We start from the raw sequence: 511 nt of genomic DNA, 5'->3' as shown, positions 1-511 counted from the left end.
AATTTGACGCTGAGTAAACAAACTTTGTTCGAACGCGTTACAAGGCATCGGTTTTCCGTACAAAAAGCCTTGTCCGATATCGCATCCTTCGCCAATCAAAAACTGCTCTTGTTGTGGCGATTCAATCCCTTCAATGACCACTTGCAGCTCAAGTTTTTTCGCAATATGGATGATGGAACAAATGATTGCGCGGTCATCGTCGGATTTTTCCATTTGCTGAACAAAACTCTTGTCGATTTTGATGGCATCAAAAGGGTACTTCTTCAAATAACTGAAAGAGGCGTAGCCCGTACCAAAATCATCAAGTGACAATGTCACGCCAAGTTTATTCAATTTTTTAAGGGTTGTTCGTGCGACCACTTCATCAGCAATTAACGCACTTTCCGTCACTTCTAACTCAAGAAAACGTGCCGGAAGGTGGAACGCTTCGAGAAGGTGTTCAACTTGCTCGGCGAAATTCACGTTTTGCAGTTGAATAGGAGAGACATTTACCGCAACTTTGAAATTATCG

1 protein-coding gene is annotated in these 511 nt (G+C 42.5%); it reads right to left on the bottom strand.

What is annotated here, in order from left to right; translation table 11 throughout:
• The coding region (locus R7Q48_RS31305; RefSeq protein WP_318134335.1) for an EAL domain-containing protein at positions 1 to 511 on the bottom strand (511 nt) is incomplete at both ends.

The organism is Vibrio sp. 378, from assembly GCF_033339435.1.
The sequence above is the reverse complement of the archived record's forward strand: the minus strand, read 5'-3'. Positions and strand labels throughout refer to the sequence as shown.